At 60.0% G+C, this 26,815-nt stretch carries 18 protein-coding genes; 6 read left to right on the top strand and 12 right to left on the bottom strand.

What is annotated here, in order from left to right; translation table 11 throughout:
• Positions 1-50 precede the first annotated feature (50 nt).
• Positions 51-890, bottom strand: coding sequence for an alpha/beta hydrolase (locus PV407_RS16510; protein WP_332091019.1), 840 nt, complete (start codon positions 888-890; stop codon positions 51-53).
• A gap of 194 nt (positions 891-1,084) precedes the next feature.
• Positions 1,085-3,379, bottom strand: a complete 2,295-nt coding sequence (locus PV407_RS16515) for a helix-turn-helix domain-containing protein (protein ID WP_332091020.1) — start codon at positions 3,377-3,379, stop codon at positions 1,085-1,087.
• Between the two features lie 256 nt (positions 3,380-3,635).
• Between PV407_RS16515 and PV407_RS16520 the strand changes: the two genes are divergently transcribed.
• The 5 genes from PV407_RS16520 (at position 3,636) to PV407_RS16540 (ending at position 10,171) form a co-directional block, all read left to right on the top strand.
• Positions 3,636-4,589, top strand: coding sequence for an ABC transporter permease (locus PV407_RS16520; protein WP_332091021.1), 954 nt, complete (start codon positions 3,636-3,638; stop codon positions 4,587-4,589).
• Positions 4,590-4,600: 11 nt separating this feature from the next.
• Positions 4,601-5,485: a carbohydrate ABC transporter permease gene (locus tag PV407_RS16525; RefSeq protein ID WP_332091022.1), complete on the top strand. Its 885-nt coding sequence runs from the start codon at positions 4,601-4,603 to the stop codon at positions 5,483-5,485.
• Between the two features lie 64 nt (positions 5,486-5,549).
• A complete protein-coding gene (locus PV407_RS16530; RefSeq protein ID WP_332091023.1) occupies positions 5,550-7,190 on the top strand; it encodes an extracellular solute-binding protein in 1,641 nt (546 codons plus the stop codon).
• Between the two features lie 87 nt (positions 7,191-7,277).
• Positions 7,278-8,282, top strand: a complete 1,005-nt coding sequence (locus PV407_RS16535; protein WP_332091024.1) for a ComEC/Rec2 family competence protein — start codon at positions 7,278-7,280, stop codon at positions 8,280-8,282.
• A gap of 74 nt (positions 8,283-8,356) precedes the next feature.
• Entirely contained in the window at positions 8,357-10,171 is a 1,815-nt protein-coding gene (locus PV407_RS16540; protein ID WP_332091025.1) for a right-handed parallel beta-helix repeat-containing protein, read from the top strand.
• A 103-nt stretch (positions 10,172-10,274) separates the two neighbouring features.
• Here the strand turns inward: PV407_RS16540 and PV407_RS16545 are convergent, their stop codons facing one another.
• Positions 10,275-11,099, bottom strand: coding sequence for a phytanoyl-CoA dioxygenase family protein (locus PV407_RS16545; RefSeq protein ID WP_332091026.1), 825 nt, complete (start codon positions 11,097-11,099; stop codon positions 10,275-10,277).
• Positions 11,100-11,226: 127 nt separating this feature from the next.
• Here PV407_RS16545 and PV407_RS16550 point away from each other — a divergent pair, with 127 nt between their 5' ends.
• Positions 11,227-12,102 carry an AraC family transcriptional regulator gene (locus PV407_RS16550; protein ID WP_332091027.1) on the top strand — a complete coding sequence of 292 codons (876 nt, stop codon included), beginning with the start codon at positions 11,227-11,229 and terminating at the stop codon, positions 12,100-12,102.
• 45 nt (positions 12,103-12,147) lie between these two features.
• On the opposite strand, the gene PV407_RS16555 is transcribed toward PV407_RS16550, so the two are convergent.
• The 9 genes from PV407_RS16555 to PV407_RS16595 all read right to left on the bottom strand — a co-directional run bounded on the left by PV407_RS16555 (position 12,148) and on the right by PV407_RS16595 (position 26,183).
• Positions 12,148-12,567, bottom strand: a complete 420-nt coding sequence (locus tag PV407_RS16555; RefSeq protein ID WP_332091028.1) for a zinc ribbon domain-containing protein — start codon at positions 12,565-12,567, stop codon at positions 12,148-12,150.
• An 83-nt stretch (positions 12,568-12,650) separates the two neighbouring features.
• Positions 12,651-14,417 (bottom strand): ABC transporter ATP-binding protein, encoded by a 1,767-nt coding sequence (locus PV407_RS16560; protein ID WP_332091029.1) that lies wholly within the window; start codon positions 14,415-14,417, stop codon positions 12,651-12,653.
• Positions 14,418-14,637: 220 nt separating this feature from the next.
• On the bottom strand, positions 14,638-15,576 hold the full coding sequence (locus PV407_RS16565; protein ID WP_332091030.1) for a methylenetetrahydrofolate reductase: 939 nt from the start codon (positions 15,574-15,576) through the stop codon (positions 14,638-14,640).
• A 33-nt stretch (positions 15,577-15,609) separates the two neighbouring features.
• Positions 15,610-15,999, bottom strand: coding sequence for a hypothetical protein (locus tag PV407_RS16570; RefSeq protein ID WP_332091031.1), 390 nt, complete (start codon positions 15,997-15,999; stop codon positions 15,610-15,612).
• Between the two features lie 20 nt (positions 16,000-16,019).
• On the bottom strand, positions 16,020-16,436 hold the full coding sequence (locus PV407_RS16575) for an HIT family protein (protein WP_332091032.1): 417 nt from the start codon (positions 16,434-16,436) through the stop codon (positions 16,020-16,022).
• 434 nt (positions 16,437-16,870) lie between these two features.
• Positions 16,871-17,878: a Gfo/Idh/MocA family protein gene (locus tag PV407_RS16580; protein WP_332091033.1), complete on the bottom strand. Its 1,008-nt coding sequence runs from the start codon at positions 17,876-17,878 to the stop codon at positions 16,871-16,873.
• A 92-nt stretch (positions 17,879-17,970) separates the two neighbouring features.
• Positions 17,971-22,314 (bottom strand): carboxypeptidase regulatory-like domain-containing protein, encoded by a 4,344-nt coding sequence (locus PV407_RS16585; RefSeq protein WP_442951669.1) that lies wholly within the window; start codon positions 22,312-22,314, stop codon positions 17,971-17,973.
• Positions 22,315-23,440: 1,126 nt separating this feature from the next.
• The gene (locus PV407_RS16590) at positions 23,441-24,787 is read right to left on the bottom strand and encodes an ABC transporter substrate-binding protein (RefSeq protein WP_332091035.1); all 1,347 of its coding nucleotides are present in this window, start codon (positions 24,785-24,787) and stop codon (positions 23,441-23,443) included.
• A 19-nt stretch (positions 24,788-24,806) separates the two neighbouring features.
• On the bottom strand, positions 24,807-26,183 hold the full coding sequence (locus PV407_RS16595; RefSeq protein ID WP_332091036.1) for an extracellular solute-binding protein: 1,377 nt from the start codon (positions 26,181-26,183) through the stop codon (positions 24,807-24,809).
• Positions 26,184-26,815 lie beyond the last annotated feature (632 nt).

Here is a 26,815-nt window from a genome sequence, read left to right on the forward strand (position 1 = left end):
CGCAAACGAGCAAAGCCCGCTTATGGCCAAGCGGGCCTTGTTCGTTTGCGTCAGCCGAAGCTGTCCAGCAGAAACCGCGCCAGCTCGCCCGGGCGCAGCGGATCGCCTTTGTGCCGGAAGACGAACGTTTTGCCGAGCGCGTCGTACTTTTGCTTGAGCATATAGCCGTGCATCGGATGGTGGATCACTTCGCCGACCGGCGCGTCGGCCGGAATGCGCGGAAGATCGAACACGTAGTCGTAGTTCATCAGAACCGGCGGAGCCGCCTCCGACATGTAGTTGATCGCGGACGCTTCTTCGGCCTTCTTCAGCACGTCCGGACGGTACAGCTCGTCCAGCGATTCGATGCCGTAAAACATCGCCAAGTTCGGCTGAATGTGCGGTCCTTCGTAAATGCCCTCGTAAAACCGCTGGTCTTTCGACACCTGCGTCCCGAAGCCGATAAAGGCGCTGACCGCGCTCGATTCGCGCTCGACCGGGTCCGGGCTGTCCGGCTTCGCCAAGTCGCCCCGCAGCGCGTTCCATAACGCGATATGCCCGCCGGCGGACGAGCCCGCCGTAGCGATGCGCGCCGGGTCGATGTTCCATTCCGCCGCTTTGTGCCGGACGAACTGGATCGCGCGCGTCCCGTCCTCCATCGGGGCCGGAAACGGATGCTTTTGGATGAACCGGTAATTGGCCGAAAGGACGGAAATGCCCGCCTCCAAACATTCTCTCATCAAAGCCGTCGACAACACCGCGTTTTTATCGCCGCCGACGTACCCGCCCCCGTGCAGAAACAGAACCGCCGGCGAAGGCGCCTCCGCGCTGCCGACCAAATAGGCGTCCAATACGTTTCTTTCGTGCGGACCGTACATTACGTCCTTGTGCTCCGTCGCTGTTTGCAGCATGAACCTCGATCACCTTTCCGGGTTGAAATATAAGGAAAAGAACAAAAGCGCTATTACCAAATTAACGGAAGCTCCCGCCCGATGCAACCGCTTCGCTCAACGTTTCGGGCAATAAAAAGGACGATATCCCGCTTTTTCCCCGGAATACCGTCCTTTTTTCCGTTTCCCGAAAACCCCCGCGAGAAATCGCTTACTCACGACGTTTGGTTCGCCAGCTCCGCTTCGATCGTCCGGTGCTTGCGATATTCGCCGGGCGGAACGCCGGTCATCTTTTTGAACATCCGAATGAACGACGTCGCGTTCCGGTAGCCGATACGCTCGCTGATTTCCTGGACGCTGAGCTCCGAGTCGGCCAGCAGCTCCTTCGCCTTGCGAATGCGCACCGCGTTCAGATGCTCGCTGAAATTGGACCCGGTTTTTTCCTTGATGTAAACGGACAAATAGGCGACCGACAAATTCAGCTTATCGGCAAGCAGGTCGAGCGATATATCCTCCGCGAACCGGTTTTCCACGTAATCCATGACGAAGGCGATCGCCGCGTCCTGCTCCCCTTTTTTCGACTGAACGACGTTGCCGGCTTCGAGGAACAGCTCCCCGTAAAACCGCTTGAACTGCTCGGGCGTGCAGCATTCCCGCATGAGCGCGTGCTGGCGCGCCTGAAAGCCCGCTTCGCCGCCGCCACCGCCCTCGCCCGCGTCCGCACCGAACGGCTCCAATATTTTCGCGACCCGCGCGATGACGCCTTCGGCGAGCTGCTGCAGCTGCCCGAGCGTCGCTTCCTTCTTCTCCATCTGATCGATGATCCGCTCCATGAAGGCGACGCAAAACGAACGGTTGCCGGCCTGCACGTTCGCGTACAGCTCCTGCTCCTGCGCGACCGTAAGCACGAGCTGGGCCGGCACCGTCCGGCGCTCGCGAATGATCTGGCTCTCGTCCACGGGCCGCGCCTGCCGCGCCAAATCCTGCACTTCCCGGTAAGCGTCGCTCACTTGACCGGAATGGCCGTACATCGGGCTGACGGCGATCGTGACGAGGAAGAAGGCGTTGTCGCGGTCCAAAATCGTCTTCAGCATCGCAAGCAGCTCGTCCAAACCGTCCGGCATCGCTTTGCCGCGGACGATCGACAAAATTTCGTCGTTCTCGATCTGAAACGTATGCGACGTCGGCAACCGCTCGGAGAAGACGAGGTTGATATATTCCTGGATGTAGTACGCCATCCGCTCGGTCTTCATTTGGCTGTCGGCGACGGACCGCAGCTTGAAGCGGATTTGGAACAGAACGACGAAGAACGGTTCGTCCATTACCGCGATATCTTTCCATTCGTTGATGTCGGACGTGATCGACTTCAGCTTGTTGATGTAGCCGAAGCTCGTCAGCAGCGACCGTTTTTCCTGCAGCTCCTTGTGGATGCCTTCCTTCTCCTTCATCAGCTCGCCGATGTTTTCGTGAATCAGGTCGAACTCGCGAATGGCGGTGCGCAGCCGCAGCGGCTCCCGCCTGACGATCGACGCGACCATCTGTTTGACGGGCCGGTTGATCGCGCCGCTGAAATAGACGGAAGCGAGCAGGCCGATCGCGATCGAAACGGCGGATACGAGCAGCAGCGACAAATTCGCGTTGCGCACCCGGGAGGCGATGTCCGAATAAGGCACCGCCGTCACGTACGTAAAGTCCGACCCGTCCGGCGTCTCCTTGAAATAGTAATAATCGCCCGCCAGCCCGTACCCGTCGCCGCCTTCGAACGAAGGGACGTCGGCCGCGGACAGCTCCCCGGTGGACCGGTACAGCAGCGATCCGTCCTCCCGCACGATCATGAACCGCCTGTCGTCGCCGATGCCGTAAAACGCCTCCTGCAGCTTTCGCCCGTCCATCAGCGCTATGACCTGATAATTGGACGAAGGCATGCGCAGCGAAAACGGGATGAGCGGAAGCTCCACGGACGAGCTGAGCGTCGAAACGGTAAACGTATCCTGCGGGTGCAGCACGTAGTTGTCGCTGCGATCGAGCTGCCCTTTCCAATACGAAAGCGGATATTTCCCGCTGGCGTAGAAGCGGCCGAAAAACATGTCCGCCGGGACGCTGCCCTCCTTCTCGATCAGAAACGAGCGGGAATCGTAATAGATCAGCAAATTGTTCAAATAGAACATCGGATTGTACGCATGCGAGCGAAGCTCCTTCAGCACCTCCGTCGCCCTCCAATATTCGATGTCCGCCTCGTTTTTCGCCAGCATCTGCCGGTTGAACGCGGTGACGCGCTCATCCGAGTACAGGTCGAACAGCATCGTCTTGATCCGGTCGAAATGGGTTTGATACCGTTCGGCCGTATTTTTCAAAATCAGCCGGTTGTACTGAATGATTTCTTTTTGTACGCCGTTGTTGAACAGATGAACGGACAGCGCGTTAAAGACGGAAAACAGCAAAATGATGCTGAGAAAACTGACGAATATGCGAAACATCAGCGTTTGCCGGTGGAACATCGACCATTTCAAATGCGGTAACCCCTTTAACGGCTATTTCCGGGAGCGGCGTCCGGACTGAACGATCCGGGTTCGCAAAACCCCGCTCCAAGCTTTTTCTTCATTGTACTGAAAGTGCGCGGGCGGCAAAACACGCTTTTTTTTGGGAAGTTATCATTTTTTTAGCCGGGACAATGCGCCGTACAGGAACGAAAGAACGGTAAATTCCTTTTCCCTTCCGTCTTTGCTATGCTCCGAACCATAGTAAACGACAAAAGGGGGGAAACCTATGCCGAAGCAAGCGCTGCTGCCGGAAACCGGAACGAAGCGAAGACGGCCGAACGCGGTCGCGAGACAACTGCGCAAAAACTGGGATTTGTATTTGCTCATCGCCCCCGTCATCGTCTTTTTTATCGTATTCGAATATATCCCGATGTACGGCGTGCAGATCGCGTTCAAAAACTTTATCGCCACCAAAGGCATATGGGGCAGCCCGTGGGTCGGCTTCCGGCACTTCGAGCGCTTTTTCGAAAGCTACTATTTTTGGAGGCTGCTGAAAAATACGCTCGGCATCGGCCTGTACCAGCTGCTCGTCGGCTTCCCGATCCCGATCGCGCTGGCGCTGCTGATCAACGAAGTGAAGTCGAAAGCGTTCAGCCGGTTCGTCCAAACGGTCACGTACGCGCCGCATTTTCTGTCGACCGTGGTCATGGTCGGCATATTGTTCATCTTTTTGTCGCCGCAAACCGGTTTGCTGAACAAAGCGATCACTCTCCTATGGGGCGAGCCGATCGACTTCCTGACCGAGCCGGCATGGTTCAAATCGATTTACGTCTGGTCCGGCGTCTGGCAGCAGATGGGCTGGAGCTCGATCATTTATCTCGCCGCCCTGACCGGCATCGACCCCCAGCTGCACGAGGCGGCCCGCGTGGACGGCGCCGGCCGGCTTCGTCGCATTTGGCACATCAATTTGCCGGGCATCGCGCCGACGATTACGATTTTGCTCATTTTGAACATGGGCTCCCTGCTCAGCGTCGGCTTCGAGAAAGTGTTTCTGATGCAAAACTCGCTCAACATGCAGGCGTCGGACATAATCGCGACCCACGTCTACCGCAAAGGGATCATCGACGGACAGTACAGCTATTCCGCGGCCGTCGGGCTGTTCAACTCGGTCATCAACTTCGTGCTGCTCATCCTGGTCAACCGGATCGCGCGCAAAGTCAACGACACTAGCTTATGGTAGGAGGTGCCGCCATGAACCGGCAAAGCGCAGGCGAGAAGCTGTTCGATTGGTTCGTCCATGCGGCGCTCGCGCTGCTGTGCGTCATCGTGCTGTATCCGCTCGTCTTCGTCCTCGTCGCGTCGTTCAGCAGTCCCGACGCGGTGATGCGCGGCGAAGTTTGGCTGTGGCCGAAAGGGCTTACCGTCGTCGGCTACGAAAAAATTTTTCAAAACAGCGAAATATTGTCCGGCTATTTGAACACGATCGTTTACACCGTAGTCGGTACGGCGATCAACCTCGCCATGTCGATCGCGGCCGCCTATCCGCTGTCGCGGCGCGACTTTTTCGGCCGCAACTGGATCGCAGCGATGATGGTGTTCACGATGTTTTTCAGCGGCGGCATGGTGCCGACGTATTTGCTCGTCAAGCAGCTCGGGATGCTGAACTCGATGTGGGCGCTGCTCATTCCGAGCGCCGTGTCGGTTTATAACATCCTCATCATGCGCACCTTTTTTCAAAGCGGCATTCCGTACGAGATGCAGGAGGCGGCCGCGATGGACGGCTGCTCGAATTTGTCGACGCTGACTCGGATCGTGCTGCCGCTGTCGATGCCGATTATCGCCGTCATGATTTTGTTTTACAGCGTCGGCCATTGGAACTCGTATTTCAGCGCCCTGATTTATTTGACCGACCGCGACAAATACCCGCTGCAGCTGTTTTTGCGCGAAATTTTGATCCAGGGCCAAATGCAGGAAATGCTCGGCATCGGCGACGACACGCAGGCGAAAATCGTCATGGAGGGCGAAGCGATCAAGTACGCCGTCGTCATCGTGGCCAATTTGCCGGTGCTGCTGCTGTATCCGTTCCTGCAAAAATATTTCGTCAAGGGCGTCATGATTGGGGCCATCAAAGGGTAGGGCTATTGAGGGCCGCGGCCCTTTTAGCGATAATGACAGTGGAGAAAAAGGGAGGACATCTTCGATGAACACGAAACAGTGGGTTTCCGCCGTCGCGACGCTGGCCGTCGCGGGCGGCTTGCTCGCCGGCTGCGGAGGCGGCGGAGGCGGGAAAACCGAAACCGGCGGGGCCGGCAAGGAGGGCGCCGCGAAGGAAGTCGCAGGCCTTAACCTTTCGGGCATGCCGATCGTCAAGGAGCCGATTTCGCTGACGTTTTTTACCGGCAAGGCGGCGACGAACGGCAATAACTTCGAGGAAACGCTCGTCTGGAAAGAATACGCCAAAATGACGAACGTCAACGTCAAATTCCAGCTCGTCCCGTTCGACAACTTGACCGAAAAGCGCAACCTCGCCTTGGCCGGCGGCGACTATCCCGACGCCTTTTACTCGGCGCGCGTTCCCGCTTCCGACCTGATGAAATACGGCGCGCAGGGCACGTTCATCAAGCTGAACGATCTGATCGACAAATACGCGCCCAACTTCAAGAAGCTGCTGGAGAAATATCCGGATTTGAAAAAAGGGCTGACGATGCCGGACGGCAACATTTATTCGTTCCCGTCGTTCTACAGCCCGGACTTTTTGCCGATGCTCATCGGCACGCCGCTGTGGGTGAAGCAGGAATGGCTCGACAAGCTCGGCATGAAGGAGCCGACGACGACCGAGGAGCTGTACCAATATTTGAAGGCGGTCAAGCAAACCGACCTGAACGGCAACGGCCAGGCGGACGAAATTCCGTACGCGGGCGAAGGGATCAACCCGCTCATCGAGCAAATTCGCGGCGCTTGGGGCTTCGGCAACCGCGGCCTCGGCCACAAATTCGTCGACGTCGATCCGAAGACGAACGAGCTGCGCTTTTTCCGCACCGATCCGAAGTATAAAGAAGTGATCGAGTACGTCCGCAAGCTGTATACCGAAGGCCTGATCGATAAAGAAATTTTCACGATCAAGACGAGCGCGCTGTACGCCAAAGGGCAAAAAGGCGTGTTCGGCGCGACGATCAACCCGAACCCGACGACCCAGCTGAACCAGACCGGCTATTTCGGACTCGGCGCGCTCAAAGGGCCGCACGGCGACCAGCTGTACTCCCACGTCAAAGTGCCGGCCGTATGGCCCGGAGCGTTCGTCATTACGGACAAAAACAAGCATCCGGAAGCGACCGTGCGCTGGATCGACCATTTCTACGGCGACGAAGGGGCGACGTTCTACTTCATGGGCATCGAAGGGCAGACGTACAGAAAGACCGCCGACGGGAAGCTGGAATTCGTCGACGAAATTACGAAAAACCCGAACGGGCTGACGATGGACCAGGCGCTCGCCAAATATATCACCTGGCTCGGCGGCAGCTACCCGGGCTACGTGCAGGAAAAATATTTCAAAGGCTCGGAAACGCTGCCGGAGTCGATCGCCGTCGGGAAAAAGGCGCAGCCGTACGCGGTCAAGGAGCTGTGGAACAACTTCAACTTCACGGAGGAGGAGACCGAGTTCCGCTCCACGGTCGGCAACGACATCCAAAACTATATCGGCGAGACGGAAGCGAAATTCATCACCGGCTCGATGCCGATGTCCGAGTGGGACAAATACGTCGCGACCGTGCAAAAGATGGGCGTGGACGAGTATATGAAAATTTACAAGCAGGCGTACGAGCGCTACAAAAACAGCAAATAACGCGGAGCCTGCCCGTCATCGGTATCCGGGAGGTACGGCGCAGCCCGGCCTCCCGTCTTATTACGGCGCATACAAGGAGCTGAACGCATGCCATTCCCGCGACGGATCGACCGCCTGCGCAAAATCGGCGCGGCCTGCCTGCTCGCGCTGCTTCTCGCGTCCTGCCGGTCTGCCGGTCCGCAGACCGAACCGGCCGTGGCGCCGGCGCCGGAGACGGCGCCCGCGAAGCAGACGGCGCGACCGGAGCTTATTTTCGACAAAGACGCCTTCAAGGGGCAGCTGACGATCCGCTACTTTCACCTGGCCGGGGAAAACTTGACCGGAGACAGCTTCCTCATCACGTCCCCGGACGGCAAAACGATGCTCGTCGACGCCGGGCTGCCGGAGGTCGGCGCGCAAGTCGTGGCCTACTTGAACAAGCTCGGCATCGATTCGCTGGACGTCGCCTTGAATACGCATCCGCATATCGACCATATCGGCGGCTTCGCCACCGTCGCGAAGCAAAAGACGATCCGCCAGTTTTACATGGAGCCTTTGCCGTACCCGACGTCCAATCCGTACAAAAACGCGATGGCCGCCCTCGACGCGGGACAAGTGCCGAAGAAGACGCTCGAGGCGGGCGATACGTTCAAGCTCGGCGGCGAAGTCGAGTTCGAGGTGCTGAATCCGCCCAAGGGCGAGCTGCCGGACGCGGTGAAATCGTTTTCCGCCCAAGAACTGAACGACTACTCGATGGTGCTGAAAATGACGTACAAGGAGCGGACGTTTTTGTTTACGGCCGACATTTACAAGCGCCGGGAAATCGAGCTGACCGCCTCCCCCTGGAAAGACAAGCTGAAGTCGGACATGATGGACATCCCGCACCACGGCAGCGAGTCGACGTCTTCGTCGGAGGCGTTTCTGCAAGCGGTTTCGCCGAAAATCGTCGTCATGAGCCAAAACATTTTCCAAAGCCCGAATTTGAAGGAACGGCTCGAGAAAAAAGGCGCGACCGTCTACTCGACCGGGCTGCACGGCAACCTTTTGCTCCATTCCGACGGGAGGACGATCGAAGTCGTCACCGAAAAAGACTGGACGCCGCCCGGGAAATGAGCCGAAGCCGTCTCGCCCGAAACCGCGGGCGCCGCAATCGAAAGCCGCATCCCCATCCAAAGGAGGAATTTGCCATGTCGGAACACATGCCATCGAACGGAGCGATCAGCCGAAGAAAACTGCTCGCATCCATCGGCTTGACCGGAGTCGCCTTAGCGTCCGGGAACGCCTTCCTGCGCCAGGAGGGCGCATTCGCCGGACCGGTAACCGGCGACGTCTACGGCGCCAAGTCCCATCCCGTCTTCGCGACGGAAACGGCGGCCGTCTGCAACGTCCGGGATTTCGGAGCGGCCGGCGACGGGACGCGCGACGATACGGCGTCTTTGCAAGCCGCGTTGAATCAAACGCAGCAAGGCGGCATCTCCCGCGTCGTCGTCCCGAAGGGGACGTATAAAGTGACGAACACGCTGCGCATCTACCGCAATACGCACCTGATGCTGGATCCGGGGGCGACCATTTTGCGCTGCCACGACCATTCGTTCCTTGTGGGCGGCGATAACGGCGCGACGTACGAAGGCTACGAAGGGCACGGCAACATCGTGATCGAAGGGGGCGTATGGGAGGGCAACATTTTGGCGTACCCGGACGCCTTCAACGGGTTCGGTCTCGCCCGCGGCCAAAATATCGTCGTCCGCGGCGTCGAAATGCGGGATATCGTCAGCAACCACGGCATCGACATGAACGCCTGCCGCAACGTATGGATCGAAAATTGCCGGTTTCTCGGCTACAAGGACGGCACCGCCGATCAATCGCGGGACTATCCGGAAGCGATCCAGCTCGCGAACCATACCGCGTCCGGCTTCTCGCAATGGGGCGCCTTCGACGGCACGCCGTGCCGCAACGTCGTCGTCGCCGGCTGCTACTTCGGCGCGTCCGGCACGCCGGGAACGCAGCCTTGGCCGTCCGGCGTCGGCAACCATTACGCCGTGTACGATTCGTTCAATTCGAATATTAAGATCGCCGGGAATACGTTCGACGGCATGACGTTCGCCGGCGTCCGCAGCTTCAAGTTCGCCGAGCTGTTCATCGAGGGCAACGCGTTTCTGAACTGCCGGCGGGGCGTCATGCTGTCCAACCCGGCGGGCAACACCGAGTCGTCGAAGGACGGGGCCGGCAACCAGACCGGGTTGCCGCAGTCGTCGCGAAACGTCGTCATCGCCGGCAACGTGTTCAAAGGGACGCTCGGGGAAAACGTATACTGCGTCGGCTGGCCGAAAGACAACGACGTTTACGCCAAAGTCGAGTCGGTCGTCATCGCGAACAACGCGTTCGAGCAGGGGGCGACGACGAGCAGCTGCATCACCGCGCGCTGGACGAACCGGCTGACGATCGCCGGCAACTCGTTTCACCGTACGTACCGGGGCGTCTGGCTGTCCTACGTCAGCCACGCGAACATCGCCGACAACCATTTCGAGGATACGAAAACCGAGGCGGTCTACTCCGAGGAGCCGGATGCGGCGTACCGCGGCCGGGGACATACCGCATTCATCCAGATCCATCATAACCAGATCCGCCGCTGCGGCCGGAACGGCATTTTCATCCAAAGCATGGACGGCTTTCAGGTGAGCGGCAATACGATCGACTCCCCCGCTCTCGAAACGGACAACGCCCGGCATGGAATCAACGTCGCGAACGGAGCCAAAAACGGGACGGTATCCGGCAACCGGATTGCGAAAGCGCCGTCCGGCAACCAAAACCAATACGGCATCAACGTCACGTCCACGTGCGCCAACGTGCAGCTGTCGAACAACTATGCGGAGGGCAAAACGGCCGCCGTTCTCGTGCAGGGGGCGACGAATTTCGACGGCGTCTACATGCACGCTCCGAACGGAGCGAGGTACAAAATGACGATCGGCAGCGACGGCGTTCCCGCGTTTGCGCCGGCTTAAAAGAGCACATCGGGAGGCGCGATCCGCCGCGGCGGTCGGCCTCCCGATTTTCGTCGGCCCGTCGCACGGGCCGGTTCGCCTTTCTCCGTTCGCGGCCCGGGCCTCAAGCTCTCCGGTACACGACGGGAAAATGCTCCCCTTCCAAAATGTCGCCCGGCTTCACTTCGACGTACCGGTCCATGACATGGCCGGAGATCGGCTCGTACCGCGTATAGCCCGGCATATAATGGACGGCGATCGCCCTCCGCTTCCGCTCGGAACGGTTGTGCGGGCTGCCGTGCCACGTCAGGCAGTGATGGTAGCCGACCTGCCCTTTCTTGATTTCGAACGGCACGGCTTCCACGACGGCGTCGTCCGGCAGCAGCCCCGGCTCCTTATGGTACGGCTTGAAATCCGGCGTGCTGGCCATATGCTTCATCTGATTGCCCCACTTGTGGCTGCCCGGCACCATCCACATGCAGCCGTTCTCGATCACCGCGTCGTCGAGCGCCACCCATGCGCTGACGAGCTCGGCCGGCTGTATGATCGGCCATAGCGGATGGTCCTGGTGCCAGCCGGTCGGCCCTCCGGACAGCGGAGGCTTGTACTGCACCTGATCGTGCCATATGCGAAGCGTATCGGTGCGGCACAGCTGGGCGATTTCCTCGCAGATGACCGGATGGCAGGCGTGCCTGTAAAACAAATCGCTGGCCATCCAAATGTTGACGATTTGCACCACTTTTTCGTTGACGCTCATTTTCATATTGTCGTACAGCTTCGTTTCCGACTCCAGCAAATTGCGGTTCAGGACGGGCCGCCTGACCGACTTGCCTTCCATGACGAGGTCGAGCTCCTCGCGAAGCCGCTCCACCTCGTCGTCCCCGAGAATGACGCCGCCTTTCAAATAGCCGTTCGTATCGAACTCCTTCACCTGCTCCGCCGTCAACATCCCAGTCGCACCTTCTTTACATGGAATCGATTGCGCTTTAAGCTTAACGCATAAGGAGAGGCGAAGTATTTGCACTTGTTCCATGTCTTTGTTGCGATTTTTCCAGATCGGGAATGGGGGTAGCGTGATGTGGATCGGCGATTGGAACGGCATCGCTCCGACCGTCAATTTCGCGAGCAGGGCGGCGACGACGCACAAAACGCATTGGGGGCCCCGCCTCATACCGGATTGCCAGCTCGTGTACGTGGCGTCCGGCCGGGCGCGGCTCGCGCTCGGCGGCGAGCGGTTCGAAGCGGGGCCGGGCGACTTTCTGTTTTACGGCCCGGATTGCCCGCATATGCTGACCGCGGACGAAGGGACGGACTATTTCAGTCTGCATTTTTCGTGGAACGCGTCTTCCCCGCTTCCCGTCCATCCCGCTCCGCGCATCCGCGAGGACGTAACGATGGACGAGGCCCGGCCGGCGGCGGCGTACGCGCTGCTGGCGGACGGGTACGGCGAAGTGGCCGTCCCGCATCGTTTCGCCGCGCACGGTCTGGAGCCGCTGCTGATGCGGATCGTAAGCGAGTACCGGCACGAGCGTCCCGGCTTCCCGGTCATGCTGCGGGCGCTGCTGGCGGAGCTGCTCTGCTCCGTCGTCCGGCAATTGGCGGAACGGAACGCGCGGGGAACGAAACAAAGCCGGATCGGTCCGGCGATCGACGCCATGCGCGAAGAGCCCGGCCGGAATTGGTCCGTAGCGGAGCTCGCCGGCCTGTGCGGCTATAACCCGAGCTATTTTACGGACGTATTCCGCCAGGAAATCGGCAAAAATCCGAAGGCGTACTTGATCGCGGAGCGGGTCCGGCAAACGAAGCAGGGACTGCTGCGGGGCGAAAAGCTGGAGACGCTCGCCGAAACGTTCGGCTATGCGAGCGTGCATTATTTGAGCCGCCAGTTCAAGAAGGCGACCGGGCTGACGCCGGGCCAGTTCCGCCAGCAGGGGACGCATGCGGACATGTAGTCGTATGCGCCCCCTGCTGGCGGCCTCGGCGTTTCCCGCGCCGTTTTATTGATCGTCCTCGGCCTTGCCCGACCCAAGCGCCGATACCGGAGCGGTTTTGTCCGGCTCCGCCGGCTTCGGCTCGAACTGATGGCCGCACGACGGACAAAACCGAATGTCGGCCGCCAGCTCGGCGCCGCAAACGCAAACTTTCTCGTTTTTCACTTCTTTGATCTTCAGTTCGAGCGCGGCAATATCTTGATAGCGGTCGGCAATCTGCATGCACAACGAGACCGTTCTCGACTCCAAATCGGCGTCTTTGGATAAATACGACTGATACACCAGTTCCCCGATGTTTTGCTGCAATTTTTCGATTTCTTTCTTCTTCGCGCCGATCTGGGCGTTAAGACGGGTGACCTCGACCGTTTCCTTCGCCTTTTCCGCCGCTTTCGCGGCGCCTTCCTTCATTTTCTCGAAAAAGCTCATCGTCCGTGCCTCCATCGTTTCCTGTATATTCTTTTCATAATATATCGATTATTGTAAGGATGTGGAATAGGTATAAAATCCCATTACTTCCGGTTGATTTCCGGCGAACGATCTCGCGCGGCGGGGCGGAACTGCGTCTTGTACAATGTCGCGTAGACGCCGTTTCGGGCCAAAAGCGTTTCATGCGTGCCTTCCTCCGCAATCCCCCCGTCGGCCAGCACGATAATCCGGTCCGCGTTGCGGATCGTGGACAGCCGATGGGCGATGACGAAGGTCGTACGGTTCCTCGCCAGCCGTTCGAAGCTTTCCTGCACGACCCGTTCGCTCTCGTTGTCCAGGGCGGATGTCGCTTCGTCGAAAATAACGATGGCGGGATTTTTCAAAAAGACGCGCGCGATGCTTATGCGCTGCTTCTGGCCGCCCGACAGCTTGACGCCCCGCTGGCCGATCCGGGCGTCGTAGCCGCCGGGCAGGCTCATAATGAACTCGTGGGCGTTCGCCCGTTTGGCGGCGTCGACAATTTCCGCGTCGGTCGCTCCCGGCTTCCCGTATACGATGTTTTCTTTAATCGTGCCCGCAAACAAATAGACGTCCTGGTGCACGAATCCGACCGTTTCCCGCAGCGACTTCAGCCGGATGGCTTTAATATCCGTATCGTCGATTCGGATCGCGCCCTCGCTTGCTTCGTAGAAACGCGGGATCAAGCTGCAAAGCGTCGTTTTGCCGACGCCGGACGCGCCTACGAGCGCGACGTATTCGCCGGGATTCACCGTCAGGTCGACATGGCGGAACACGTCGTTCGAATCGTCGCCGTACCGGAAGCCTACGTCGACGAACTCCACCTTGCCCTTCGCCCCGCTTAACGCTACGGCGTCCTCCGCGTCGACAATGTCCGGCTCGACCGCCAGCAGCTCCGTAAACCGTTCGAAGCCGGCCGCGCCGTTTTGCAAATTTTGCGTAAAATTGACGAGCCGTTTCACCGGATCGATCAGCGTGTTCACGTACAGCAGGAACGTGATCAGCTCCGTGACGCGCAGCCGGTCGTAGCTGATCAGAACGGCGCCGGCGACGACGACCGAAATCGTCATAAGCGAAAAGAACGCGTTCAAGCCGTTGAAAAACAGTGCCTCCGCCCTATACCCGTTTTTCCGGCTTTCCAAAAAACGGCGGTTGCCGCTTTCGAACTTTTCCGCCTCGATCGGCTCGGCCGCAAACGATTGGACGACGCGAATCCCGGACAGGCTGTCCTCGATTTGCGCGTTGATGTCCGCGATCCGTTCCTTGTTCGTTTTCAGCGCGTTTTTCACTTTCAGGCTGTACCGGTAGGCGAACGCGAACATGAAGGGCAGCACAATAAAAATCGTCAAAGCGAGCGCCCCGTTCATATGCGTTACTATGACGAACGAGCCGACGATTCTCACGAGCGAAATGACGAGATCCTCCGGCCCGTGGTGCGCGAGCTCCGATATGTCGAACAAATCCGTCGTCATGCGAGACATGAGCCGGCCGGTTCTCGCATTGTCGTGAAACCGGAACGAAAGCTTCTGCACATGCCGGAACAGCTCGTTCCGCATGTCCGCCTCCATCCTGGCCCCCATCGCGTGTCCGTAATAATCCGTATAATAATTGCAGCCGTACTCGACCGCCATCAGCATCAAAAAGACGGTGACCATTTCGACGACCAGCTCCGCGGCGATTCCTTCGTCGCTCAATGCGCCGTTCGTGATCCGATTGACGACAATCGGATACAGAAGCGCGACGACCGAAGACAGCGACGCGAAGAGCAGGTCGAGGGCGAGCTGTTTTTTATAAGGCCTGTAGTAAGCCAAAAACGTTTTGAATTTGTCCAATCCGCATACCTCCGGCTTCGGGTCTTCCTTTCGGGATCATGTTCACGTTCGCGGATTCGGCAGCGTTTCTCATCGCGCTCACTCCATTCGGTTGATTTGGTTTCATCGTAACATCCCGCCAACGGGTCATCCATTTACCAATTCGTTATAATCGATTTGGCGTCCGCGCAAAAAAACCGACCCGGAGGTCGGTTATGCCCGTTGCAGTGAAGGGATACTGTCAATCCGGCTTCAGCCGGCGGTCGATCGCCGATTGCAGCTGCGCAAGCAGCTGCACGGACGCTTCGATTTCCACTTTGCGGGTCGAGACGCTTTCGATGCTGCATCCGACCGGAATTCCTTTCTCGAGCCCGAAATCGAGCAGCTCCTCGAAAATCGATTGCGACAGCCGGATCGATTTGTCCAGGATGTCGTGGGAATGGAGCAGCTCGTTTTCGAGCCATTTCGGAATGCTGATTCCGAGCCATTTCATAAATTCCAACGTTTTCGCGGAGCCGCACGGCGCGAAATTGATCAAAATCGGCACCATGCCGATGCCGTTGTCCCGGCAGTGGTAGTAATAATCGGACAGCATGTTTTTGGTCGCCTCGACGTTGTACGTGGCCTGCGAAACGAAAAAGGCGCACCCTTCGTTCATTTTGGCGACGATGCGCACATGTTCGTCCCGATGCTTCGCATGCCTTTCCGGGATGACGACGCCGCCGAACGTCAAACGCCCGTTAAGCCGCCTGCTTAACGGGTATGCGTCGGCCAGACGCAGCGCGACGGACTGCTTGCCGGAAGACGCGCCCACATAGACGGCAAACCGGTCCCGTTCCGGGTCGGCCCGGATCCATTCCGACAGCTCCGCTTCCGTATATTTGCCGACGCAGCGATACACGATTTTGGGGACGTTCAGCCGATGCAAATAGCGCTCGCCGTACTCGCCCGGATCGACCGTCGACAGGAACGGAAACGGCCTTTCCCGCTCCATGCGGTCGGCTTCTTCCTGAATGTCGTACAGGAGGAGTCCGTCGAGGCGCAAATCTTTCAGCCGGTCCGTCTGCTTTTCGGCAATGTCCGCGATTTGCTCCGGCGTGCTCGTGATTTTGGGCGGGGTCATCCCGTACGTAACGATCCCCGGTTGTTTGTTCGCAATTTTTTGCTTCAGCGTTTGCATGGAGCCTCCTCCTTTTTCGATCTAAATTTCGCATTAGCCGTTCAGTCCGTCCCGCGGCGCGAGTTGACGATTTTCTCCATCCGAATTTCGCTGCCGGTTACGACCCAACCGAGCTTTTCGTTCACTCTGGACATGGCGCCGTTCGACGAACGGTTCGCCGTATGGGTCTTCCTTGCAGCAATCGTCGACGACAAGCTCCAACCGCCATTTGAGCAGCGGCGCCATTTGTTCGGCCAACAGGGCGTATACGCGCAGCTGTCCCGTTTCGGCATCGCCGATCACGAGCTTTGCCTTCATCCGACTGCCGTCGATCTGCCCGGCCAACGAAAACGAGCCTACTTGGCCGGCATAAAAAGCTTGCGACAGCCGGAGCAGCTGCTCCCGGTCGCTGCTGTCGTAGTCGCGTATGATGACGGGCGGCAACGGATGCACCTCCGGTTTATTCAATAGGAGCCCGGACGGCTCGGCTTGCCCGCCCGCTTATTGTCCGGCTGCTTCAGCCAGTAGCGAAGCCCTTTGCCCGCGTACGGCTCGTCGCGATATCTGGGGATGATATGGAAGTGGGCGTGGAATATTTCCTGATTCGATACCCGCCCCACGTTCCAGCCGAGCGTATAGCCGTCCGGCGAATGCTCGGCGTCCAGCAGCTCTTTCGCCTGCCGCAGCACGTCGTACGTGGCGTTCCATTCTTCCCGGGACAGCTCGAACACGGTTTCTTTGTGCGCCTTCGGCACGATGAGGCCGCTTCCTTCCAAGACGTCCTGCTCGCCGTCCTTTTGGAGAAACATACAGTATTCGTTTTCAAAATAGATGCGCTGCCCGTCCGTTTCCTTTACGCTGCAAAAGGGGCACTCGATCATAAACGCGCCTCTTCTTCCGTTATGTTTCGCATAGCTCGCTCCAGCCTCCGGATAGGGCCGGTTTCACCCCGCGTTTTAACCATTTTACCATGATGGAGCTTGCCTGTGGGCCGGATGTACATCGATTCGCAAAAATAGAAGTCTCTTGCGTCCGCCAAGCTCCGGGGGATCGGCCCCGGGAGGAGACTAGCGGCTGTTCGGGACTTCTATTCGGGCGTATTTGGCTCAAACCGCGTCCTCCAAGCCCGTTTCCTCAAAAATAGAAGTCCCGAACGTCTTCTATTTCGGCGATATGCGTCGTTTTCGGCAAAATAGAAGACTGTAAAGACTTCTAAGCGCAAAAGTACGAATGGCTTGCAGCCATGCGTCCCGACGCCGCCAAATAAAAAGGATGCCGGCGAAACCGGCACCCGAAACGTACTTGCTTAGCTTGCTTATGCGAATATCCCCGGCCCGACCGGCTCGACCGTCTGCTCCGCCCCCGTCTCGTGCGAGCGGTAGGCGGCGTCCACGGCGGCGGCGACGGATTGCCCGTACGCCCCCGACGCGACCGGCCCGCTTCCGCTTTCGACGGCATGCAGCATGTCGCGCCATTGCGCGGCGAACGGCTCGGGCGCTTCGCCCAGGTCGACCGGCTCGTAGCCCGCGGCGTCGCTGCCGATCCAGAGCGCGCGCGCGCCCCCGATCTTGAGCTGGCCTCCGGTAAACAGCAGCTCGGTCTCGTTGACCGACACGTTATGGTAGCCGCACAGCGAAACGACGGCCGGGACGCCGGACGCGGTTTGCACGTACAGCAAGCCGCTCCCTTCGACGTCGCCGCGTTCGCCGCAATGCGTCAGATGCGCCTTCACCTTCGTCACCGCGCTCCCGGTGAGCCATTGGATTTTGTCGATCGAATGGCTGCCGAGATTGCGGACGATGCCGCCGCCGGAACGGGCCCGATCGAGAAACCAGGCCGGCCGCTCCGCGTTGAAGTAAAAATGATGCCGCCGGTCGTTAATCATGACGAGCCGGCCGAGGCTTCCCGATTCGATCATTTGCTTCGCCCTCATGACCGCCGGGAAATAATGCTGCATATGCCCGACGGCGATCACGACGCCGCAGCGGTCGCCCGCCGCGTTAATGTCGGCGCATTCCGCGGCGTCCATCGCCATCGGCTTTTCCAGCAGCACGTGGCAGCCCTGCTCGGCGCACCAGATCGCCGCCTCCTTGTGCAAAAAATGCGGCAGCGTCACGACGACGATGTCGGGCCGTTCCTCCCGCACCATGCGGCGGTAATCGACGTAAGGCGTCGCGCCGTACGGGGCGGCCAGCGCTCCCGCCCGTTCCGCGTCGATGTCGGCGACGGCGGCCAAGCTCGTCTGTTCGTTTTCGTGCAGCGTCTTCATGTGGACTTTGGCGATAATGCCGGCTCCGATGACGGCCGCTTTGTATGTGTTCATGCTCTCTCCCTCTCTCTTTAGAAAAAAAGGCGCCGGTCGAGACAAGATCGACTTGGGCGTACCGGCGCCCGGGTCCCATCCGGTTCATTTTTTTACGGCGCCGTCACCTGCAGCTCGTCGAACGGAACGTAGTAGGCGGTCGCGGAACCGTTTTTGTCCCAGACGGCGACGATCCGAATCGTATGCAAGCCGGCCGGCAGCGGCCCGGTATCGAACACTTGCTGCTTATAGACGATCGTCGGATTGTAAAAATCGATCGTCGCCTTATAGACGCCGTCCACGTACACGGCGCCTTTGCCCCGCGGCGTCCGCTTGTCGGTGACGAGCTTCGCCCCGGTGCCGTAAAACGGAATTTCCGCGTAAGCGTCCTGCACCCAGCCGAGCATCAGGCTCCCGCCCGCGTACAGCGATGACTCGAACTTGCGCCACTCGCCCGCATACAGCACGAGCGGATCGTCGTCGTCGACGTTCGCGGCCTGCGCCTGCGGGTCCACGATCGCGACCGGCCCCGTCGCCCGGGAAACGCCGCCGCCGCCGTCGATCGCATAAAACCGGTACCAGCCGGGCGGCAAGCCCGCCGTTCCGATCAAGCCGGGCGTACCGGCCGCGACGGATACCGACCGTCCGGCGCCCGAGGCGGCGGCCGCTTCGATCGCCGCCCTGGCGTCCTCCGTGGCGGCCGGCACCAAATAAAGCATGCCGCTTTTCGGGCTCGTCGCCGCAACCGTTTCGCCGGCCGCAACCGGGCCGGACGTCGCTTCGGACAAGGCGAATCTGTCCTTGTACACGAGCAGCGAATCGAACGGAACGTTTATGCCGGTGGAAGCGGGCTGCTTGTCGCCGGTCGTCTCGATGCGGATGACGTGCACCCCTTCGGGGAGCGGCCCCGTATCGAACAGCTCCTGACGGTATTTGATCGTCGGGCTGTAAAAGTCGACCGTCGTTTGGAGCACGCCGTCCACGTAAACGTTCCCTTTGCCGCGGGACGTATGCAGATCGGCGACGAGTTTCGCCGACGTCCCGTAAAACGGAATGTCCGCATAGGAGCCGCTTTCGCGTCCGAGCATCATCGTGCCTCCGGAGTAGCTGCCGGATTCGAGTTTCAGCCACGTTCCGGTATAGCGGACGAGCGAATACGTGTCCTGAATGACGGTCAAATCGCGCGAGACGAGAACGATCGGCGACCCGGCCGACACGAGCTGCCGCGTTTCGTCGACGGCGTACAGCGTGTAGTAGCCGGGGGCCATGCCGCCGGTCGGCAGCTCGACCGGCACCTGCGCCGTCGCCGCGGCTTTGACGCCGTACACGGCTCCGCCAACCGATCCGGCCGCGTTCTCGATCGCCTCCGCCTGGCGCGGCGTGCCGGCCGGGACCAAGTAAACGTGCCCGTCGCCCGAGCTCGTCGCGCGAACGGGATCGCCGACCGCGGCGCCGATCGGGGTTGCGTCCGTCAGCACCGGCGGCAGCTTCTCGGTCAAGACGACCGATACGTTCGCCGTCTGCCCCTCCGCCACATAGACGGCGTGCGAAACGGTCAGCGCGTAGCCGGGAGCGCTCACCGTCACCCGCTGCTTGCCTTCCGGCACGTTCGCGAGCGTAAACCGGCCCGCGCCGTCCGTAACGGCGGCGGGCGTCGCGTAGCCGGTCGGATGGACCGCCGCTCCGCTTACCGGCGCGCCGCCGGCATAGACGGAGCCGGTAACGGTGCCGGTTCGCGTCGCGCCGGGCTCGCCCGCAAGCCCTTCGACATGCTCCACGTTCGCGATCTCGAACGTATGCGCGCCCGTCCACCGCTTCGAAGGGAAAAACATTTGCTCCGAGCTTCCGTCCGCGCGAACTTCGAAGCCGGGATCGTGCTCGGCCAGAACGATGGCCGTCCGGCCATTCGCAACCGGCACGACGTCGCCGATCTTGAAGCCTTGCTTGCCGCCGTCCGGATGCGTGACGATGACATAGCTGCCGGCCGCCTCGCGGGATACGGGCGTATCGGTCACGAAGGCGTCGTGCTCGTCGCCCTTCGCCTTGCGGAGCGTTCCCGTCACCGTTCCGGTTACGGCGCCTTCCCCGACGAGCTCGGCTGCGCCTTTTTTCAGCAGCGTACCGCCGTACAGCGTCATGTCGCGGACCGCTCCGTTCACGAGCCGGATCAACCCCATTTGTCCCCGCATCGTGACGTCGCCGACCTGCACCGGCTGATCGGGATGATGCGGATTGCTCAGCAAAATGTCGATCGTGTCGCCGTAGGCGATGCGGACGGCGACGGCCCCTTCCGGCGCGACGTCCGGCTGCAGCTTGTCGATCGACTCGATGCGCGGACGCTCGCCGGCGTACGGCTCCATCACGGTGACGAACGAGCTTTGCAAATTCGTTCCGTCCCGCCGCAGCACGAGCTTCGGCATGTCGTATTTGTCGGCTTCGTCGTTGTTGTCCATCGAACGGCCCTGAACGCGAATCGAACGAAGCGACGGCGAGCGGCCCAAATACAGCTCGTTCGATCCCGGCTCGAGCAGCCCGGTAATGCTCATTTTCGCCTTCTCCGCGCCGTCCTGTTCGGTAACGAGCGTTACCTCGTAACGGTCGTCCTGCAGCTGCGCCCGCTTCACGTCGCGAACGTAAATGTAGCCCGGGTAATGTCCTTCCGCGCTGCCGCTGTCGCTGTTGTTCGTCGGCTCGACGACGACGGTTCCGGGCGGGACCAAGTACGGCCCGTAATCGGTCAAAGGCAGCTCGGTGCGGAATTCGGCGTCCCGGTTCGCGTCGCCTTGAAGCGTATACTCGTGCCGGCTGCCGCCGGACACCCGGAACAGGTCGAGCACGTAGCCGTCCTCGCCCGTTCCGCCCGGGAACGGCACGAACCACGGCTCGCGGCTGTATTCCGACGTTCCCGGATACGCCCCCTCGTAAGCGGCGCGCATCGCCTGGAACGCGGCTCCTTCCGCGACGAAAGACTCGATATTGCCGCCGTGCTTCGACGACTCGCCGCCTGCCATGTTTTTGCCGTCCACGACGACCGTATTGTGCGACATCGTCGACAAGGCGAAATACCGGTACTTCGTATTGTGCGTATAGCCGAGATCGGGGAGCAGCTCCTGGCCTTTCGCGTACAAATTCAAATGGAGCGGATCCCAGTGCACGTGGCCGTATTTCGGCTGGAAGCCCATGTACAGCATCGTCTGTCCCGGTCCCCGGCCGCCGGAAAGCCTGCCGATTCCGGCCGACGGCATGAGCAGCGGACCTTCGTCCGTTTTCGGCTGGGGCGCTCGTTCGTACGCCCACGTATCCATGACGGGCAGCACTTTGCCGTCCGGGTAGACGAGCCGGTTCGCGGCTTCGAGCGCGCGGCCGATAATCGGAAACTGGCGGGCCATATCGAGATTGTCGAAATGTTTCCCGGTGCGCGGCGAAACGTACCCGTCCGGGTCGCTCCAGCCGTTCAGCATATCGAGCGCCGCGCGGAGCCCGTTTACCGTCTGCATATGGTACGAGGGCGTCACTTCCTGCCAAAAGCCGTCCGACAAATACATGCGGGCGGTAAACGATTCGATCGACTCGACGGCGCGATGAATATAGTCCGGCTCGCCGAGCGCTTTGCCCATGGCGATCAAGCCGATCCAGGGCTGCAGCGACATGTTGCTGTACCGGTTCACATGCGTAAGCACGTAGTCCGCGGACGGCATGAACATGTCGCGAACGATTTTGCGTTCGACGTCTATGCCGAGCGCGCCGCTAAGCTGCGCGAACGCGTCCGTCTTCTTCACTTCCGCGTACGCGTTCAGCAGCGGGCGAAGCTGGGGCAGATCGTTGTACCACCAGCGATCCCATATGCCGCCCCAGTACGCATACGGAGGGCCGGACGATTTGTTCGCCGAATGGTTGATCTGGTTGCTGCCCCCGACCCGATCGACCGTCGGATTATAGGAGGCGTACGCTTCCGCGAACCGGAGCAGCAGCCGGGCCGCGCCCAACGGGTCCGTCTTGGCGATCGTCGCCGTCTCCGAGACGGCGCGCTGCTTTTGCAAATACCACATATGGGCCGTAATGAAATATTTCGCGCCGGCCGCGTCCTTGTAGTACGGAATTTCGACCGTCTCGCCCTTCGCGTTCGCGACGACGAGCCGCTCGGTTTCCGGAAAAGCGGCGTTCGGATAAACGGTGCCGGTACGCGGAGCGATCAGGCTGTGCCCGTCCGCGGACAGCTGGTACAGCGACTGCGGATACAGCTCCGGCATTTCCGGCAAGCCGACGAATATGAAGCCCGGCTGCGGCGGAATGAGCGACATCGTGCGCAAAACGGCCTGCGACGGCTCCGTCCACGGCACGGAGCGTACGGGTGCGGGCGGCGCGGCGGGGGAAGAGGCGATTCCCGCCTCGACGATATGCTCGCGGTCGAAGGCGAGCAGCGCCACCTTCGTTTTGGCGCCGGCCGCCGGAGACATCGCGATCGCCAGCCGGTATACGCCGTCCTTCGCGGGCGCCGGATGATGAAAATCGATCGTCGCGGTCAAGCCGTCCGGCGCGAATGCGTCTACCGCGAGAAGCTGCCAATCGCCCCCCGGCTCCTGCCAAAAGAGCTTCACGTTGTCGCCCGTCACGGCGGCATTCGGCAAAGAGACCGTCAGCCGCTTGCTCGCGAAGCCGGCATAAGCGAGCTCGGCCTGCGCCGGATGCCACGCCTTGCCGCCGCTCGGCGCGGATGCGAACCGGTCCGGCAAACGGGAAAAAAACAAGCTGCCGAGCCGCTGCTGCCCGATAACGTCGCCGACGAGCCTAGCCCCGCTTCCGCCCTCGTGCCAATGATTCGCATGGCGAACCGGCACCCACGAATCGAGCGGGCTCGTATACAGGTTATGGACGTGGATGACGTTGATTCCCCATTCCGTCCCCGCAGGGACGCCGCCCGGCGCGATCGACGCCAGCGGAATGGCCGCTTCCACGCGCAGCTTGGACGCGTCCTGCGCCGTCGCGTAAGCCGCATCGGCAACGTTGCGGCGTCCGATGTCCGCCGACGTATTGATGTCGTACATGGCGGGATTCCACACCGTTTGGATCATCGGCGGCTGCGCCGAAGCGAGCGGAATTTTGACGGCGTAAAACGACTCCTTCTCGCCCGCCGGCCGAATGACGATCTCGATTTGCGCCAGCGTATCCGCCGCCGGACGATCGAGAATGCCCGCGATGTAAAGCGACGTGCCGTCGTACGCCGCTTTGTATTCCGCGTGGTGCGGCGCCTCGTTCTCGTAAAAGGCGGTTGCGAAGCCGTTCATGACGGCCGCCGTTTGCCAAATGTCCTCGTCCGCCGCGCCGTCGACGACAGGGGCGTCGGCCCCGTCGATCAACGGCGCCACCGCCCATTTATCCGAATACGCCTTGATCGGCTCCAAGGCGCTCCCCCCTCCTCCTTCGCCTTCCGCTCGCGTAACGGGGAGCGGACCCGCCGCCGACACCAGAAGCGACAGCGAGACGGCGATGGCCAGCAGTCCCTTTTTGTCCAAGCCGCGTTTGCCCATTGCCTAAAACCTCCTCATCGGAAGACAATTCGGTTCCGTTCCCTTCTAGGTGGCGTTATTTGAGCAGCTCCGCCAGCTTCTGGTCGAGCTTCTCGCCCGCCTCGCGAAGCGCCGTATTCGTATCTTTCGTGCCGAGCACGACGTTTTGGTAAGCTTCGAAAAACGCCGAATGTCCGGGCGTTTGCCCTTTCACGATTTCGACCTTCGTCAGCGCGGACGGAGCGAATGTTTCCGGCAGCAGCGCCTTCACGTTTTTGTTTTTGAGCGTCGGCACGTCTTGGCCGAATTGGGCCATGCCCGCCGTCCGGTCTTTCAAAATCGGCAGCATGCCTTTTTTGGCCAGATGGCTCTGGAATTCGTCCGTGGTCATGTAAGCGATTACATCAAAGGCGTCTTCTTTGTGCTTGCTCGTCTTCGTCACATAAAAATAAGTCGGATACGATTGCGGACCGACGCCGGGCTTGTCGGCGAGCTGCGGGTAAGTCGCGATATCCCAGTTGAACTGGTCCCTGAGCGTGGACAGCGACAGGACGACGAAGTGGAGCAGCATCGCGGCCGACTGATCCTGGAAAAACATTTTTTGCTGGGCGGCGAGACTCCAGGTTTGGGCGTTCAGTCCGTTGCCGGGAATTTGCGAGACGCTCGTCAGCAGCTCGAACGCTTTTTTGAACGTATCGGTCGTGAACACCGACTTTTTCGTTGCCGCATCGAGGTATTGGACCGAATATTGGTTGAGCACGATGTTGGCCGACGACGACATGACCAGCCCTTTGTAATCGACGCCGCCCTCCGACCGCGACAGCCGCTTCGCCATCTCCTTCAGCTGATCCCACGTGAGTCCGTCCTTCGGGTATTCGACGCCGAATTTATCGAACAAATTTTTGTTGTAAAACAAGCCGAGCGTGTTCGTGAACACCGGGAGACCGTACATGCCGCCGCCCGCGAACCCTTTCTGCAGCTCCACGGTCGACGGCTCCAGCTTGGACAAGTCGTACTTCCGCGTCTTGATCAGCTCGGAAATGTCGTACTGGTAGCCGTACGTCGTCAGCGTATCCGCCTGCCCGATCGACATGAACAGGACGTCGATCGTTTGCCCGGAGGCGACGACGTCTGCCACCTTGTTGCTGCCCGCCGGCAAATGCTTGACCGTAATGTGCGGAAACTTTTTCTGAATCAAATTGCCGAACGTCTCCATGAACGTCTGGTCATAGTCGGCGACCTGCGAATAAAAGACGAGCTCGACCGGCTCCTTCTTGACCTCCGTCTGGCCGTTCGTCTGGCCGTTCGATTGTCCCGGTTGTCCGGCGGCGGATTTGCCCCCATCCCGCGTTCCGCCGGAGCAGGCGGTCGCCGCCAGCAGCACGGCGCAAGCCGCGGGGATAAGCATCGTTTTCATTTTCATATCGGAACCCCCCGATTGTCTATTCGCTTTCTTTCGTGGAAAGCAATTTGCCGAGCCGGTCGCACAGCTCGTCTTCGTCCAGCAAATCGGCCCAATACGCCTTCAGTTCGTTTTCCATTTTCCCCATCGCGTCGTGCGAGACGTTCAGCGCGTTGTGCGGCCGGAGCGAGGACATGATTTCCCGGAACATCATGTAGCGGGACGGGCGGTACCCTTCGGCGTCGTTCGCGTTCAGATGCACCGTGCCGAGGCTCGGAATGCTGAACGTCGTCCGGCGAATGACGTTTTGCGCGTGCTCGGACGTCAAAAAGTCGATCAGCAGCAGCGCCTCCTCCTTATGCTTCGTCCCGCGACCGACGCCGATGCCGAGCGAAATGACGAGCGTGCGCATTTCGTCGATGCGCGGAACCGGAGAGACGTCGAATTCGATGTCCGACTGCTTCCAGCCGTTCATCCCCATGTAGCTGCTCAGCGTCATGGACACTTTGCCTTCGAGAAACATCCGGTCGATATCGTCGTGATTTTCCGACAAATACATCGGAAACGCTTTGCGGTTGCGGATGATCCGCTTGCACACCTTCATCCCTTCGAGCAGCTTCGTGCCGCGCAGGCTGCGCAGCCGTCCGCCGTCCCATTCGAACCGCTCCCCGCTCTGCAGCAAAAAGACGGGCCAGCGGTTTTTCGACGGCACGTGGAAGCAAAAGCCGTATCGCCCTTTGCCGTCCGACAGCTTTTCCGCGGCGCGCATCAAGTCGTCCCACGTCCAGCTTCCGTCCGGCTCGAGCATCCCGTTTTCGCGAAAATGCGCCTTGTTGTAGCAAAGCACGATCGGCGAAAAAATGAGCGGCTGCATGTAAAGCCGTCCTTCCACCGTAAACGTATCGGTCGCCTGCGGGTACAATTCCGGCTTTACGGGCAGCGCCTCGAGCAGCTCGTGGCCGCCCGTCTCCGCGACGTACTGGAATTGGAAATTTTCCAGCATGACCACGTCGCCGGACAGCGTTCCGTCGTTCGCTTCATAGCCGGGATTGCCGCCCGTCGCAACCGCTTCCACCAGTATCCACGGGTACTGGCGGCGAAAATCGTCCAGCAGCCGCGAAAGCTGCAAATTGCGGAACGGCATCCAGTTGCATACGAGCTTCAGCTTCACCGGAGGACGCGCCGCCGCCACCCGGTTGCCGACGCGGGCGATTTTCTCGATCCAGCCCTCCCGGACGAGCTGCTCCAGGCCGGCCCGCACCGAATTGTTGCTCATGCCGAACCGCGCCGCCAACGCCTTCTCCGGCGGCAGGTTGTCGCCCGGCGCGAGGCGCCCGTCCATGATGTCGCCGCGCAGCTCGCCGACCATCCGCTCCAATTGCTGTTGAAACTGCTCTTTTGTCGGTCGTCTTCTCATCGTCTCGATCTCCATTGTTCGACAAGCGTCGTTTCTTTCCATCTTATCGCGAGTGCATGGCCGTCCGCCCTCCCTTTGGCGATTGAATGCGGTTGGTTCATAAAATTATTTTATTTTTATAAACCAACAAACAAAAATCGCGCCATCTCCTTCTGATGATCATATTATACGACGGATTTCGTTTGGTCAATTTTTATTTAATGAATCAGTTTAAAGTTTATATCTTATTTTATGAACCACAAATATCGTCGCAGGTTGCTTCGACGCAAATAGAGGTCTTTTTGAGGCTGCTAATCGGGGACGGACGGGCAGCCTGCGCAAATAGAGGGCGTTTGGAACCGCTATGCCCGGCTGTTAACCGGAAAATCGGGCCGAACAGCCGGAATAACGGTCCCAAACGTCCGCTACTTCTCCATTTCGCCGCGTTTTGGCGAAAATAAGAGGCTCCAAAGACATCTACCGTCGCTCCCAGTGCGAGCGCTGTGCGGGAAAGGAAAAAGACGCATTTCATACCACAATCGTGGAATGAAATGCGTCTTGCAGTCGCCCGGGCGGCCAGCGGGCAAGCGAAAGCCCCGGGCAGCCCTGTGGGCGGTTGCCCGCGCGGGCGCTTGCCCCGCTGGCGGTTGCCC

Source organism: Paenibacillus sp. GYB003 (assembly GCF_036577625.1).
Lineage (GTDB): Bacteria > Bacillota > Bacilli > Paenibacillales > NBRC-103111 > Paenibacillus_AB.